Annotated in this window: 7 protein-coding genes; 5 read left to right on the forward strand and 2 right to left on the reverse strand. The window is 47.0% G+C overall.

All coding sequences use genetic code 11. The features are described 5' to 3' along the window. Positions 1–233: 233 nt before the first annotated feature. Together R7Z78_RS12400 and R7Z78_RS12405 are read right to left on the reverse strand one after the other, a co-directional pair. Complete coding sequence (locus R7Z78_RS12400) at positions 234–1,979, reverse strand: GGDEF domain-containing protein (protein WP_033906101.1); 1,746 nt, start codon at positions 1,977–1,979, stop codon at positions 234–236. A gap of 35 nt (positions 1,980–2,014) precedes the next feature. After that, complete coding sequence (locus tag R7Z78_RS12405) at positions 2,015–2,974, reverse strand: TIGR01212 family radical SAM protein (RefSeq protein WP_017633631.1); 960 nt, start codon at positions 2,972–2,974, stop codon at positions 2,015–2,017. A gap of 550 nt (positions 2,975–3,524) precedes the next feature. On the opposite strand from R7Z78_RS12405, the gene gltB (R7Z78_RS12410) reads away from it, so the two are divergent. The 5 genes from gltB (R7Z78_RS12410) to R7Z78_RS12430 all read left to right on the forward strand — a co-directional run bounded on the left by gltB (R7Z78_RS12410) (position 3,525) and on the right by R7Z78_RS12430 (position 16,409). Next, on the forward strand, positions 3,525–8,075 hold the full coding sequence (gltB, locus tag R7Z78_RS12410) for a glutamate synthase large subunit (RefSeq protein ID WP_104975857.1): 4,551 nt from the start codon (positions 3,525–3,527) through the stop codon (positions 8,073–8,075). After that, positions 8,075–9,544 carry a glutamate synthase subunit beta gene (locus R7Z78_RS12415; RefSeq protein ID WP_104975856.1) on the forward strand — a complete coding sequence of 490 codons (1,470 nt, stop codon included), beginning with the start codon at positions 8,075–8,077 and terminating at the stop codon, positions 9,542–9,544. Before gltB (R7Z78_RS12410) ends, R7Z78_RS12415 begins: the two co-directional genes overlap by 1 nt. A gap of 448 nt (positions 9,545–9,992) precedes the next feature. Beyond that, entirely contained in the window at positions 9,993–14,456 is a 4,464-nt protein-coding gene (gltB, locus tag R7Z78_RS12420; protein ID WP_033906097.1) for a glutamate synthase large subunit, read from the forward strand. Positions 14,457–14,476: 20 nt separating this feature from the next. After that, positions 14,477–15,889, forward strand: a complete 1,413-nt coding sequence (locus R7Z78_RS12425) for an FAD-dependent oxidoreductase (RefSeq protein ID WP_053304346.1) — start codon at positions 14,477–14,479, stop codon at positions 15,887–15,889. Positions 15,890–15,980: 91 nt separating this feature from the next. Then, complete coding sequence (locus tag R7Z78_RS12430; RefSeq protein WP_047102022.1) at positions 15,981–16,409, forward strand: DUF1499 domain-containing protein; 429 nt, start codon at positions 15,981–15,983, stop codon at positions 16,407–16,409. Positions 16,410–16,461: the final 52 nt, after the last annotated feature.

The following is a 16,461-nucleotide window of genomic DNA, read 5'->3' on the forward strand; positions in this document are numbered from 1 at the left end:
TACTCCATGGTGGTGGCTAGATAGCGCCATTCGATGATGAAAAACAGGTAAATGCACTCGACCTAACGCAATTTAGGTCTGTTTGATTAGTGAAAAACACACGGTGCGATCTGCTCTTGTGATACGAGATAAAAAGATAAACCAACGAGCGCACAGGCTTGTGTAAGTTTAACGTGTTTAATACGGTGATTTAAACAATCAGCTATCAACTTAGAGCAAGCGGTCACAAAGCGTTAGCAAGAACTGGGGTGAATACAAGTGCGATTACGTCCATCAGCTTTAGCTTGATATAACGCACTGTCAGCCATAGCGATGCCCATTTCGGGTTCATCACCATGCTGAGGAATGTAAGAGACTAGACCGATACTGACGGTAAGGCGTTCAGATGCTTCTGAACTGTCGTGTTCCATATCAAGCTGTAGAATTTTCTCATGAATACGCTGTGCTACGTTGCGCGCACCTTCCGTGGTGGTATTCGGCAAGATAAAACCAAACTCCTCGCCACCATAACGCGCAACACAATCCGAAGAACGATTGATGACTTGTGTAAACACGGTAGCAACACTGACTAACGCTTCATCACCTTGTTGGTGACCGTAACAGTCGTTGTAATCTTTGAAAAAGTCGATGTCACATAACATGATGGTGAGCGGCAGCTTTTCTCTAGCATGGTGGTACCACAATACCTGCAGTTGTTCATCGAAACGGCGTCGGTTCGATACTTGAGTTAAGCTATCCATAAAGCTCAATTTTTCTAACTCTAGGTTGGCTTTTTCCAACTTTTGTTCTGCAAGATAACGCTCAGAAATATCACGCGCCATGATCAGCACACCATTCGTTCCTGATGCTTTATCTTTAAAAGGCGATTTCACCACATCAAACCACGTACTTTTACCATCACTACTCACGACTTTATCTATGTATCGAACTGGCTCTAACTGGCGTAATGCTTCTAAGTCACTGTCTGCTAAGCGCGCGTACATCTCTTTAGGAATCACGTCTTGGAGGCGCTTACCTATCAAATCAGAAATTTTTGAAATTCCTAACGCCTTAACAAAAGGCTGATTACACGCTTGATAGACCATGTTCTCATTGAAAATACCAATAGAGTCCGGACTGGCATCCAGAATCGTTTGTAAGATAGTATCTCTTTGCGCTAGCGCCACCTCTGTATCTTTGCGACGCTCCATTTCATCTCGCAGATTCTGTTGCATCTTGTGCCATTCAGTCACGTCATGACTAATAGACAGCGTACCGATAAGCTCACCACTCGGCGAAACAAGAGAGTTTTGATTGACTTCCAGTAAGCAACTTCGACCTTGTGGATCCGTTGTCCATTTACGTTCGCTTTTTCTGGTCATCTCACCCAAGGTCTTGGATGCGCAAGCTTCTTCCCTTCGCCCTTGCCAGAATTGATCAAATGCTCGATTGGTCGTTAACAGATTGCCTTGGCGGTCTTGGGTACAAATCAGCTCTGAAAGTGAGTCTAATGCCGAACGTGCGATGATTAATTGTGCAAGTTCTTGTTGCTGCTCTTGGTGAGTGGCTTGATATGGCTGAGCATAAAGAATCCAAACTCGATGATTGCGCAATAAACTCTTTCTGCCTGACAGCTCCACTTTAATAGATTCACTATCAGATAGTCGCCAGTCAAAAGCCTGCTGACGAAAATGACGACTAGAGAAGCGATCGAGAAACTGCTCAAGCTCATGAATATCGAATAAAGCAGGATACAAATACCCCGTTCCCAAAGAGCGAATGCCTAATAACTGCATCGCAGCCTGGTTAGATAGCAAGAGCTGAGCATGGCTAGTGTCCACCACTATGACTGGATAGGGAGAATCCGTTACTAGTTGCTTAAGTGACGTCTGAAAGTGCAAATAGATCAGTGCTAACGCGCACACGCCTGCGATTAACAACAAGACGACATAGCCATAACCGCCTTGACCACCCCAAAGCCAATTGAGTAACTGATCCATCGTTTAAACCTTCAAAGAACACTGGTTAAAATATATCAGTTATTTATTGAGCGATCTGCTATTAATTCCGGTTTAGTATAGATAAAGGTATTCCCCGTAAGACTCCCTTGAGCACCATGAGCACTGAGATCTCGACCAATTTCCGTCATCGCTAGCCAACGGTTTTCACACCACAGAGGCGATAATAACGTGGGCCTCCTGGCTGCTGATGAAACGCGATGATAAATCACATCTGGTGGTGTCATACGAATCATTTCACTGGCGATCGCAACATATTCTTCTAATTCAGGGGCTTCTAGCTTTCCAGCACGCCAAGCTTTCGCCATGGTGCTACCTTCGACAATATGCAAGCCATGTAACTTGATGCCATCCGTTCCCACGGCCAACACTTTTTGCAGCGTTTCAATATTTTCGGCGCGGGTTTCTTTGGGTAAACCCACAATTAAGTGAGTACAAACCTTGATTCCGAGTGTTCGAGCACGCTTAGTGATTTCGGCATAACACTCAAAGTCATGACCACGATTGATACGTTTGAGGGTGTCGTTGTTGGCGGTTTGAAGACCTAGTTCTAGCCAAATTTCATAACCTTGCTGTACATAGCCCGACAGTAAATCCAATACCGCATCAGGGACGCAATCAGGACGCGTCCCCACACAAAGACCAACCATGTCTGCAGCCTTTAGTGCTTCCTCATACATGTTTTTGAGAACTTGTACTTCTGCATAGGTACTGGTGTAGGCCTGAAAATAAGCGAGATACTTCTTCGCTCTGTGAATTTCACCTGCGCGATCTTTTAACTGTTCGTGAATGCTTTTTATCTGGACTTCTTCATCTGCAAACGAAGCCACATTGCAAAATGTACATCCTCCCCGCCCAATCGTGCCATCGCGGTTAGGGCAACTAAATCCACCGTGCAATGTTAACTTATGAACCTTTTCACCGTATCGACGCTGAAGATCTTGGCCGATTGTATTGACCAACTCATGTAACTGCATAAATTCTCACCAACAATAAATCGTAATCAATCTCACTACGATCTGTGTAAATAAATTACATCCCTGCAAGAAAAAACACACAATATTAATCAATTCAAACACCCATCATGCAGGTCAAAATCAATAAACTTGCATAATTAAAGACAAAAAACGTTCATGTTGCGTAAATGTTAAACTAAAAATGCATAATTAAACGAAAAATTGGGTCACAACGCCGACTTTTTCATTGCATTCTGAAGTGACAAAATTGTAGGATACTTACACAACCCCGTTATTTTTGTGACTTTTATTACAAAGCACACTGCGGGATTTGTCGGTGTTATCCCACTCCTACCTATATAAATCACTAGATAGTGATAATAAATAAAGGGATACCACCAAGGATTGTTTTTCTCGCAAAACTTTTCCTGCGAGATACGGAAAGGAATCAAGACCGGTCAACCTAGATCGGTGGCGATAATAAATATAAAGGACAAGACGTAATCAATAGTCTAGGTAGTATTTGCTGCCCGGTACTTTTGCGTCGACATTGAACTGGAAGGATGTATCTATGGTAGATAGAGAGCAAAATCCACAGGGTCTGTACACTCCGGAACTGGAGCATGACGCTTGTGGTATCGGTTTTGTTGCTCACCTTAAAAACCGTAAATCTCATGAAGTAGTGACTCAAGCATTGGATATGCTGGCTCGCATGGAACACCGTGGTGGTCAAGGTTGTGACCCATGCAGCGGTGACGGTGCGGGTATCTTGTTACAAAAACCTCATGAATTCCTATTAGAAGAAGCCGTTAAGCTAGGCATTAAACTGCCTTCGTTTGAAAAGTATGGTGTTGGTGTCGTTCTTTTCCCGAAAGACGAATACAAACGCGAACAATGCCGTGACATTCTAGAACGCAACGCACAGCGTCTAGACCTTGAAGTTATCGGCTACCGCGTATTACCAACCGACAACTCCATGATTGGTGCCGACCCTCTAAGCACAGAGCCTCAATTTGAGCATGTGTTTATCTCCGGCGGCCCTGGCATCACGCCTGAAGAGCTAGAACGCAAACTGTACGTACTTCGTAATTACACCGTACGCGTTTGCCTAGAAAGCGTTTCGAACATTGGTGACGACTTCTACATTAACTCCATGTCTTACAAGACATTAGTGTACAAAGGTCAGTTAACGACTGAGCAAGTACCTCAGTACTTCCTCGATCTGCAAAACCCGACCATGGTGACTGCACTGGCACTGGTACACTCTCGTTTCTCTACCAACACCTTCCCGAAATGGCGTCTTGCACAGCCTTTCCGTTACATTGCCCACAACGGCGAAATCAATACAGTTCGCGGTAACTTGAACTGGATGAAAGCCCGTGAAGCAATCCTAGAATCAGACCTGTTCACTCAGGCTGAAATCGACATGCTTCTTCCAATCTGTCAGGAAGGCAGCTCGGATTCATCTAACTTCGATATGGCACTTGAGCTCCTAGTTCTTTCTGGTCGCAGCCTGCCACACGCATTGATGATGATGATCCCGGAAGCATGGCAAGAAAACAAAAACATGGATCCTAAACGTCGCGCGTTCTATCAGTACCACGCGAACATCATGGAACCATGGGATGGTCCTGCTTCAGTATGTTTTACTGATGGTGTTCAAGTTGGTGCGACACTAGACCGTAACGGTTTGCGCCCTTCTCGCTACACAGTTACCAAAGATAACTTCCTAGTGATGGCATCTGAATCTGGTGTTGTGGATATTGAACCAGAGAACGTAGAGTTCCGTGGTCGTCTACAACCGGGTCGTATCTTCGTTGCAGACCTAGAGCAAGGTCGCATCATCTCCGATGAAGAAGTGAAAGACACCATCGCAACGGCACAGCCTTACGAGAAATGGGTAGAAGAAAACCTACTGAGCTTGAAGAAGCTGCCAGATGCGAGCAACCAGTTCAGCCAACCTAAGCCAGAACACCTTCTACACCGCCAACAAGCGTTTGGCGTAAGCACTGAAGAAGTGAACGAAATCATCGTTCCAATGGCGAATGATGCGAAAGAGCCATTATCAGCAATGGGTGCCGACTGGCCTCTTGCGGTTCTATCTCATCAGTCTCAACATCTTTCAAACTACTTCAAGCAGCTGTTCGCACAGGTAACTAACCCACCGATCGACCCGATCCGTGAGCGTATGGTTATGTCGCTGAACACTTACTTGGGTAAAGACCAAAACCTTCTGACTGAAACACCACTTCACTGTCAGAAAGTAGAATTGGAATCGCCTGTTCTAGCCAACTCTGAGCTTGAAAAACTGCGTGCGATCGATAACGAGCACCTACAAGCGAAAACGTTGGATATCGTATTCCAAGCTAGTGAAGATCAAGGCAAACTTGAGCGTGCATTAAAACGTATCTGCCAATACGCAGAAGACGCGGTTATCGATGGTTATTCAATCATCCTACTCACTGACCGCGCAGTGAATTCAAACCACGCGGCGATCCCAGCAATGCTGGCAGTTGGCGCAGTGCACCACCACTTGATCCGTAAAGGTCTACGTGCGAAGTGTGACATCGTGGTTGAAACTGGTGACGCGCGTGAAACGCACCACTTTGCAACGCTACTTGGTTACGGTGCGAATGCGGTTAACCCTTACCTAGTGATTGAAACCATCATTGAAATTCAACGTACGAAGAAGTTGGATCCAGAAGCGAACCCTCGTGATCTGTTCAACAACTACCGTAAAGCGATCAATGGCGGTCTTCTGAAGATCTTCTCGAAGATGGGTATCTCAACGCTACAGTCGTACCATGGTGCGCAAATCTTCGAAGCCTTGGGCATCCATAAATCCGTGGTAGACAAATACTTCACAGGTACAGTTTCTCGTATCCAAGGTCTAACCCTTGATGATATCGCCAAAGAAGTGCTGATCCGTCACCGCATCGGTTACCCACAACGCGAAATCCCAATTCAAATGCTGGATGTTGGTGGTGTTTACCAATGGAAACAGCGTGGTGAGAAGCACCTATTCAACCCAGAAACCATTTCTCTACTGCAAGAGTCTACGCGCAACAAGAACTACGATCAGTTCAAGCAGTACGCGACAGCCGTAGATAAACAAGGTGACAACGCAGTAACTCTGCGTAGCCAGCTAGAATTCATTAAGAACCCAGCAGGTTCTATCTCTATCGACGAAGTCGAACCAATTGAAAGCATCGTGAAACGCTTCGCGACGGGCGCTATGTCATTCGGTTCTATTTCTTACGAAGCACACTCCACACTAGCTGTTGCGATGAACCGTCTTGGCGCGAAATCGAACTCTGGTGAAGGTGGTGAAGACCCAATGCGTTTCGAGCGCAAAGAGAACGGCGATTGGGAACGCTCTGCAATCAAGCAGGTGGCTTCAGGTCGTTTCGGCGTAACCTCTTACTACCTAACTAACGCTGAAGAGCTGCAAATCAAAATGGCTCAAGGTGCGAAGCCAGGTGAAGGTGGTCAGCTACCAGGCGATAAAGTAGATGACTGGATCGGTGCAACGCGTCACTCGACTCCGGGCGTTGGCCTTATCTCGCCACCACCACACCACGATATCTACTCAATCGAAGATTTGGCTCAGCTTATCTACGACTTGAAGAACGCGAACCGCGCAGGCCGTGTAAACGTGAAGCTGGTATCAGAAGCAGGCGTAGGTACGATCGCTTCTGGTGTAGCGAAAGCGAAAGCGGACGTTGTACTAATCGCAGGTTTCGACGGCGGTACAGGTGCATCACCAATGTCTTCAATCCGCCATACCGGTCTTCCTTGGGAACTTGGCTTGGCAGAAACGCACCAAACGCTACTGAAGAACGGTCTACGTAACCGTATCGTGGTTCAAGCTGATGGTCAGATGAAGACACCTCGCGACCTTGCAGTGGCAACACTACTTGGTGCAGAAGAATGGGGCGTAGCAACCGCAGCATTAGTGGTTGAAGGTTGTATCATGATGCGTAAGTGTCATAAGAACACTTGTCCTGTTGGTATCGCGACTCAGAACAAGACGCTTCGCGAGCGCTTTGATGGCCGCGTAGAAGACGTCGTTACCTTCTTCCAATACATGGCACAAGGTCTACGTGAAATCATGGCTGAGCTTGGCTTCCGCACTATCGATGAAATGGTCGGTCAAGGTCAGAAACTGAAGATCCGCCAAGACATTTCTCACTGGAAATACAAGAACCTAGATCTGTCTCCTGTTCTCCACGTTGAGCAACCACGTGAAGCTGATGGTGTATTCAACCAAGCTCAACAGAACCACAACCTAGAAGAAGTGCTAGACCGTAAGCTGATTCAAGCAGCGATTCCTGCACTAGAGAAAGGCGAAGCGGTGAATGCCGAGTTCCCTATCGTCAACACGGACCGCTCTGCAGGTACCATGTTGTCGAACGAAATCTCGAAAGTGTACAAAGATGCAGGTCTACCTCAGCCAATGAACGTGAAGTTCAAAGGTTCTGCAGGTCAGTCATTCGGCGCATTCCTAGCTAAGGGCGTGAAGTTCGAAGTGGAAGGCGACGCGAACGACTACTGGGGTAAAGGCTTATCCGGCGGTACTTTAGTACTTTATCCAGATGCGAAATCAAGCATTGTCGCGGAAGACAACATCGTGGTTGGTAACGTGTGCTTCTACGGTGCAACTTCGGGTGAGTCTTTCATTCGTGGTATGGCTGGTGAACGTTTCTGTGTTCGTAACTCAGGCGCGAAAGTAGTAGTAGAAGGCGTCGGTGACCACGGTTGTGAATACATGACTGGCGGTGCAGCCATCATCCTTGGGTCAACAGGTCGTAACTTTGCCGCAGGTATGAGTGGTGGCGTGGCTTACGTATGGGATAAATCAGGTGACTTTGAGTCAAAACTGAACCCAGAGTTAGTAGACCTAGATCCAATCGAGCAAGAAGACAGAGATCTATTACTCGACATGCTAACTAAGCATGTTCAATTCACAGGAAGTGAAGTCGCTCAGTCTTTCCTAGACAACTTTGAAGCAAGCCTAGCCTCTATGGTTAAGGTAATGCCGCGTGACTACAAAGCGGTTCTTCAAAAGCGTAAAGCTGAAGCACAGTCTCAAGGAAACGAAACTCAAGTGGAGGCCGTATAATGGGTAAGCCTACTGGATTTTTAGAGCATGGTCGTGAACTACCACAGAAGATCGACCCAGCTGAACGCATCAAGAACAACAAAGAGTTCGTTCTGAACGAGGAGTTTGGTGACAAGATCAATACTCAGGCTTCTCGTTGTATGGATTGTGGTGTGCCGTTTTGTCATAACGGCTGCCCTATCGGTAACATCATCCCAGAGTTTAACGATGCGGTTTATCGTGATAGCTGGGAAGAAGCTTGGAACATTCTAAGCTCAACCAATAACTTCCCAGAGTTCACTGGTCGTGTTTGCCCTGCTCCGTGTGAAAGTGCTTGTGTACTTGGCATCAACCAAGACCCAATCACTATCTGTAATATCGAGAAAACCATCGTAGAAACGGCGTATCGTGAAGGGTACGCCAAACCAAAAACACCACGCTCTCGCACTGGCAAAACCGTTGCGATCATTGGTTCAGGTCCTGCTGGCCTTGCGGCAGCAGAGCAGCTAAACAGCGCTGGTCATACTGTGACGGTATTCGAGCGAGACGAGAAAGTGGGCGGTCTGCTACGTTTTGGTATCCCAGACTTTAAACTGAGCATGGAAGTCATTGATCGCAAGATCAATCTAATGGCAGAAGCTGGCATTGAGTTTAAAGTAAACCAACACGTCGGTGTTGATGTAAATGCTCAACAATTGCGTCAAGAGTTCGATGTGGTTCTACTAACCGGTGGCTCAACGGTTCCACGTGATTTGCCCGTTCCGGGTCGTGAACTAAAAGGCGTTCACTTCGCGATGGAATTCCTAGGTCAAAATAACCGCCGTGCCAACGACATGGATCTTAAGGGTGAAGAACTTCACGCCGCGGGTAAACACGTTGTCGTTATCGGTGGTGGTGATACGGGTTCTGACTGTGTAGGTACATCAAACCGCCACGGTGCAGCAAGCATCACTCAGGTTGAAATCATGCCGATTCCACCAGAGAAACGTCCTGCCAATATGCCATGGCCACAGTACCCGATGATCCTACGTACTTCGACGTCTCATGAAGAAGGCGTTGATCGTCACTGGAATATCCTAACCAAAGAGTTCATCGGCAATGACAAAGGTGAAGTTACCGGTCTTCGTTTAGCTGATATCGTTTGGCAAGATGCGAAACCAGGCGAGCGTCCAAGCTTCAAAGAAGTAGAAGGCAGCGAGCGTGTGATTCCATGTGATATGGCATTTCTAGCGATGGGATTCCTACACCCTGAACCAACAGGCGTACTTGCTCAACTGGATATCGCGCTAGATGATCGTGGTAACGTAGCAACTCAAGATTTTGCTACTAACCAAGAAGGCGTATTTGCTGCTGGTGATATGCGAACAGGCCAATCTTTGGTGGTTCGTTGTATCAATGAAGGCCGCGAATGTGCCCGTGCTATCGATGATTATCTAATGGGTGGCACAAACCTAGAAGCAAAAGCAGATTCACTGATGCTTTCTGCTTAACGAAGCAGTCACGCTTCTCTCTTTCAATTGCCTAATAGCCATCAGCAATATCGATGGCTATCGGTGAAGAAAGAAAACAATTCCTTCCAATCTTTCTATTTTGACCAGCATTTTATGCTGGTCTTTTTTATCTCCCACAGAATCAAATGTTACTTTTTTGTAACAATTAATTTTCTATCTATTTGAAATTATTAAACTATTTTAGCTTATTAAATGGTAAATCGTATATTCACGTGATGATCCACTAATAACTTGACCTTTTTTACAATAAGCTATAGCTTGTGAAGTTGATGAAAATAAAACACTCAAAAAATGTTAAATATTTCACAACTTTTACTGAATAATTATACATAAAGCTATAAAGATGACGCATAGTTAGTCATCGATATCAACGTAAGCAGTGTTGATATATCTGTCGGGATGACGGATAAGCAAAGGGAGAATTGCAATGGCTCTTTATGATCCAAGTCTTGAGAAAGACAACTGTGGATTTGGCTTGATCGCGCATATGGAAGGCGAACAAAGCCACAAGCTGGTACGTACAGCAATTTCTGCACTTGACCGCATGACTCACCGTGGTGGTATCGCCGCCGATGGTAAAACTGGTGATGGTTGTGGTCTTCTATTACAAAAGCCCGATTCCTATTTACGTCTTATTGCCGAAGAAAATGGTTTCAACCTTGGCAAGCAATACGCCGTAGGGATGATTTTCTTCAACCAAGATCCAGTCAAAGCTCAACTCGCTAAAGACATCGTCAACAAAGAACTGGCGCAAGAGACGCTAACTGTGGCTGGTTGGCGTGAAGTACCAACTAATTCAGAAGTACTCGGTCCAATTGCGGCCAACTCGCTTCCAAATATTCAGCAAGTCTTTATCTCTGCACCGGCAGGTTGGCGCGAGCGTGACATTGAACGTCGCCTCTACATCGCACGCCGTCGCATCGAGAAACAAATCACCGAAGATCCGGATTTCTACATCTGTAGCTTGTCGACTCAAGTTTTGGTGTACAAAGGCCTATGCATGCCTGCGGACTTACCGCGCTTTTATCTTGATCTTGCCGATCTACGTATGGAATCTGCTATCTGTCTGTTCCACCAGCGTTTTTCTACCAACACTCAACCGCGTTGGCCATTAGCTCAACCGTTCCGCTACCTTGCTCATAATGGTGAGATCAATACCATTGAAGGTAACCGACAATGGGCACGCGCTCGTGCTTATAAGTTCTCGTCACCACTGCTGCCTGACCTACAAACTGCAGCACCGTTTGTGAACGAGACAGGCTCAGACTCGTCTAGCTTAGATAATATGCTAGATCTCTTTTTAGCTGGCGGCATGGATATCTTCCGTGCCATGCGTATGCTCGTACCGCCAGCATGGCAAAACCACCCGGATATGGATCCGGATTTGCGTGCGTTTTACGATTTCAACTCCAAACACATGGAACCATGGGATGGCCCAGCAGGTATCGTACTGTCCGATGGTCGTTATGCTGCTTGTAACCTAGACCGAAACGGTCTACGTCCTGCGCGTTATGTAATTACCAAAGACAAGCTGATCACTCTGGCATCTGAGGTAGGGATTTGGAATTACGCCCCAGATGAAGTTGCCAAAAAAGGTCGTGTAGGTCCGGGGGAATTGCTCGTCATCGACACTCGTAAAGGTAAGCTTTGGCAGTCTAGCGAGATCGATAATGACCTGAAATCTCGTCACCCTTATCGCGAATGGATGGAGAACAACGTTCGCAAACTAACACCGTTCTCTCAGCTGCCTGAAGATCAAGTAGGTGAGCGCAGCTTTGATGAAGACTTGCTTAAGACTTATCAAAAGCAGTTTGCCATGAGCAATGAAGAAGTCGATCAAGTATTGCGTGTCCTCGGTGATATGGGGCAAGAAGCCGTCGGTTCGATGGGTGATGACACCCCGATGGCGGTTCTTTCTTCGAAAGAGCGCTTGGTGACTGATTACTTCCGTCAGAAGTTCGCGCAGGTCACCAACCCACCAATCGATCCGCTGCGTGAGAAACACGTCATGTCGCTAGCGACCAGCATCGGCCAGGAGATGAACGTCTTCTGTGAAACCGATGGCCACGCGCATCGTGTAACCTTTGATTCTCCAGTACTGCTCTATTCAGACATGCAGCAACTACTAGAGCTGAGTGACGATCATTACCGTAATACCATTCTCGATATCAACTACGACCCACAACAAAAAGATCTTAAACAAGCCATTAATGATCTGTGTGAGCAAGCAGAGCAAGTCGTTCGTGAAGGCACGGTTTTAGTGGTTCTTTCGGACAGAGCCTTGGTCAAAGGTAAGTTACCAATTCCGGCAGCAATGGCAGTCGGCGCCGTTCAAACTCGTCTGATTGACGCGAACTTACGTTGCGATGCCAACATTGTTGTTGAGACCGCAACAGCTCGTGACCCACACCAATTTGCTGTCTTGCTTGGCTTTGGTGCTACTGCGGTTTACCCATACCTTGCTTATGAAGCTTTAGGTAAACTGATTGATGATAAAGCACTAGAGAAAGACTACCGCGATGTGATGCAAAACTACCAATACGGCATCAACAAAGGCCTGTACAAGATCATGTCGAAAATGGGGATCTCAACCATCGCCTCTTACCGCTGCTCACAACTGTTTGAAGCAGTTGGCTTGAGCCAAGATGTGGTCGATCTGTGTTTTAAAGGCGTCACAACTCGAATTGAAGGCGCGAATTTTGACGACTTCCAGCAAGATCTTACAAACTTATCTCGTAAAGCATGGGCGAAACGCAAATCGATTGATCATGGCGGCTTGTTAAAGTACGTCCATGGAGGTGAATATCATGCTTACAACCCGGATGTCGTCGGCACGCTGCAACAGGCCGTTAAATCTGGCGAAAGTAACGACTATCAGAGCTTTGCTAAGCAGGTAAACCAACGCCCTGTTGCCATGCTGCGTGACTTAATGTCGCTGAAAAAATCAGACTCACCGCTGCCACTTGAGCAAATAGAACCACGCACTGAACTGTTCAAACGCTTTGACTCAGCGGCAATGTCCATTGGCGCACTTAGCCCAGAAGCGCATGAAGCACTTGCAACGGCGATGAACCGTCTTGGTGGTTACTCTAACTCGGGTGAAGGCGGTGAAGATCCTCGCCGTTTCGGTACTGAGCGTAACTCACGTATCAAACAGATTGCTTCTGGCCGATTTGGTGTAACGCCGCATTACCTGACTAATGCGGATGTACTGCAAATCAAGGTGGCACAAGGTGCGAAACCGGGTGAAGGTGGACAGCTACCAGGACACAAAGTCACCGCAGAAATCGCAAAACTGCGTTATTCGGTACAAGGCGTGACTCTGATCTCCCCTCCTCCGCATCACGATATCTATTCGATTGAAGATTTGGCCCAGCTGATCTTCGACCTTAAACAAGTCAACCCGAATGCGCTGGTTTCGGTAAAACTCGTCTCCGAGCCAGGTGTCGGCACCATCGCAACGGGTGTAGCCAAGGCTTACGCTGATCTTATTACCATTTCGGGTTACGACGGTGGTACCGCAGCAAGCCCATTAACTTCGGTAAAATACGCTGGTAGCCCTTGGGAGTTGGGGTTGGCAGAGACACAACAAGCTCTGGTTGCTAATGGTCTGCGTCATAAGATCCGCCTACAGGTAGACGGTGGTCTAAAGACTGGTTTAGACGTAGTTAAAGCCGCAATTTTAGGTGCAGAAAGCTTCGGTTTTGGTACTGCGCCAATGGTCGCTATGGGTTGTAAGTTCCTACGAATTTGTCACCTCAACAACTGTGCAACTGGGGTTGCGACTCAAGACGAGACACTGCGTAAAGAATACTTCAAAGGTCTACCAGAAATGGTGATGAATTACTTCATCGGCCTGGCAGACGAAGTGCGCGGATTACTCGCCGAACTTGGCGTTGAAAAGCTGACGGACTTGATTGGTCGTACCGATTTACTTGAGGCAGTAGAGGGATTTACAGCGAAACAGACCAAGCTGGATCTATCCAATATTCTAGAAGCTCCAGTATCACCTGAGGGCCATCCGCTATTTTGGACAGAGCCAAACAAACCGTTTGATAAAGCTGAGCTCAACCAAAAGATCGTTGATGATGCCATGCATGCGGTCGAAAACAGTCAATCGGCAAGTTTCTTCTACAATGTCATCAACACTGATCGTTCTGTTGGTGCACGCTTATCTGGCGAAATAGCAAAACGCTATGGCAACCAAGGGTTGGCGGCTTCCCCTATCAAAATCTATCTTGACGGCACCGCAGGCCAGTCCTTTGGTGTTTGGAACGCAGGTGGTGTAGAGCTTTACCTCACGGGCGATGCGAACGACTACGTGGGCAAAGGTATGGCGGGTGGTAAAGTGGTTATCAAACCTCACCTTGGCACTGCATTTAAGTGTAATGAAGCAACCATCATTGGTAACACCTGTCTGTACGGCGCGACCGGCGGTAAACTATTTGCAGCCGGTAAAGCCGGTGAGCGTTTCGGCGTACGAAACTCAGGTACGATAGCCGTCATTGAAGGTGCTGGCGATAACGCTTGTGAGTACATGACTGGCGGTATTGTTGCCATTCTTGGTGCGACAGGTGTGAACTTTGGCGCGGGTATGACTGGAGGCTTTGCCTATGTTCTGGATGAGAACCAAAGCTTTGAAGGTCGAGTTAATACTGAGTCTGTCGAAGCCATCTCATTGTCCGATCTTTACATCCACCAAGAACATTTGCGTGGCCTAATTGCGGAACACCTTGAAGAAACAGGGTCGAGTCATGCTGAAAATATTTTGGCGAACTTTGATGAATGGATTCCAAAGTTCTATTTGGTGAAACCACAAGCGGCAGATCTTCGCACGCTACTTGGTCACCAGAGCCGCAGTGCCGCAGAGCTGCGTGTTCAAGCACAGTAATCATGGAGGATGTTTGAATCATGAGCCAGAACGTTTATCAATTTATCGATGTGCAGCGTGTAGATCCTGCGAAAAAGCCTATCAAAGTTCGTAAGATCGAGTTCGTTGAAATCTATGAACCGTTCACTAAACAACAGGCGACTGCACAAGCGGATCGCTGCTTAGATTGTGGCAACCCATATTGTGAATGGAAATGCCCAGTCCACAACTACATCCCTCAATGGTTAAAACTTGCCAATGAAGGTCGTATTCTTGAAGCGGTTGAACTATCGCATCAAACCAACAGCCTACCGGAAGTATGTGGGCGCGTTTGTCCTCAAGACCGCCTATGTGAAGGTTCATGCACGCTTAATGATGACTTTGGTGCCGTCACCATCGGTAACATAGAAAAGTACATTACCGACAAAGCGTTTGAAATGGGCTGGAAGCCAGATATGTCCAAGGTGGAGTGGACCGATAAAAAGGTCGCAATCATTGGAGCAGGCCCAGCTGGCTTGGCTGCCGCGGATATCCTAGTGCGCAATGGCGTTAAGCCAGTCGTGTTTGACCGCTACCCTGAAATTGGAGGCCTTCTGACCTTCGGTATTCCTTCCTTCAAGCTTGAAAAAGGCGTGATGGAAAACCGCCGCCGTGTGTTCACTGAAATGGGCGTCGAGTTCCGCATGAACATGGAAGTAGGCAAAGATGTCCAAATGCAAGAGCTGCTTGATGAATACGATGCTGTTTTCTTGGGCGTTGGCACCTATAAATACATGCGTGCAGGTCTAGATAATGAAGATGCGCCGGGTGTGTATGACGCGCTGCCATTTTTAGTTTCGAACACCTACAAAGTCATGGGTCTTGAGAGTAACCAACCCTTTATCGATATGGCAGGAAAGAAAGTCGTCGTACTGGGTGGTGGTGATACCGCAATGGACTGCGTTCGTACCTCAATTCGCCAAGGTGCCTCCAACGTAGTTTGTGCTTATCGTCGTGATGAGGCCAACATGCCAGGCTCTCGTCGCGAGGTAAAAAACGCAAAGGAAGAAGGCGTGAAGTTCATGTTCAACCTTCAGCCTTTGGGAGTTGAAGTGGATGCGTCAGGCAAAGTCTCGGGGGTCAAAGTGGTGAAAACCGCACTTGGTGAACCTGATGAAGCGGGTCGCCGACGTCCAGAGCCCGTTGAAGGCAGCGAGCACGTTCTACCAGCAGACGTTGTTATCATGGCGTTTGGTTTCCAGCCGCACAAAATGGACTGGTTAGCACCGTTTGATGTCGATTTGGATCAATGGGGTCGTATCAAAGCCCCAGCGAAGCAAGAGTTCCAGTTCCAGACCAGCAACGAAAAGATCTTCGCGGGTGGCGATGCGGTACGAGGTTCTGATCTTGTCGTAACCGCAATTGATGAAGGACGAAAAGCGGCAGAAGGCATTCTCGATTACCTCGAAGTTTAATCACTGTTAACGTCTCAAAAAGGATCCTACTATTGGATCCTTTTTTCTTTTATTACATATAATTAAATTCCTATGATAAGGGATAAAACCAATGAAAAAAGCCGCTCTCCTTTCCATTACTTTGCTCGGCTTAACCGCTTGTAGCCAAGGAGTCAAAACCATGACGGATCGTTCTCAATCACCTTGTGGTGACAAACCAAACTGCGTCTCCACCCAAGACACGCGAGAAAAATACAACCTAACGCCATTCATCTTAGTGGATTCAGCGAACATCGACGCTATTGAGCAAGTTGCGCTTGAACTGCCAGGCGCGAAAACCGCGGTGAAAGAAAGCAACTACCTTCGTATCGAGTGCACATCTAAAATCATGCGCTTCGTGGATGACCTCGAACTAAAAATAGCAGGAGACCAACTGATTGTGCGCTCGGAATCTCGTGTGGGCTACTCTGACTTTGGCGTAAACAGAAAGCGCGCCGATCAATTACGACAAAAGCTCACTCAAGCTAAGCTCATCAAATAGAAAACTGCCAACGGGGAGTGCTATACTCTCGGCCAACTAAAATATTTACCTA

The sequence above is a fragment of the Vibrio sp. 1167 genome (assembly GCF_033340375.1).
Taxonomy (GTDB): Bacteria; Pseudomonadota; Gammaproteobacteria; order Enterobacterales; family Vibrionaceae; genus Vibrio; species Vibrio alginolyticus.